Source organism: Staphylococcus sp. GDX7P312P, assembly GCF_008385775.1.
Lineage (GTDB): Bacteria > Bacillota > Bacilli > Staphylococcales > Staphylococcaceae > Staphylococcus > Staphylococcus haemolyticus.
Genome location: NZ_VUKI01000095.1, coordinates 1 through 240, shown reverse-complemented (window position 1 = coordinate 240; position 240 = coordinate 1). Strand labels below are relative to the sequence as shown.

Sequence of the window (240 nt, the reverse complement as noted above, 5' to 3'; positions counted from 1 at the left end):
CGTCCTAACGCTTGAGAATATAACCACCACCACGTACGCCTACTACAACTCCAATAAAGGGGGTCGCAATGCCCCTTAAGATGAAGACGATCAGTATTAGCAACAGCCCGTTAAACCCATTGACTTTCAAACTTAATAACTCCGCGTAAGATTTGCGTCTTAATTCTTTTATATTCATTTAAACACCGGCCTTTCTTTTCAATTACTATATAGAGTGTTTTACATTTCGATTTGCATGGA

The 240-nt window shown here is 39.2% G+C and carries 1 protein-coding gene; it reads right to left on the bottom strand.

The annotated features are described in order from the left end of the window. Positions 1-4 precede the first annotated feature (4 nt). Complete coding sequence (locus F1592_RS13505) at positions 5-178, bottom strand: VraH family peptide resistance protein (protein ID WP_149814214.1); 174 nt, start codon at positions 176-178, stop codon at positions 5-7. Positions 179-240: the final 62 nt, after the last annotated feature.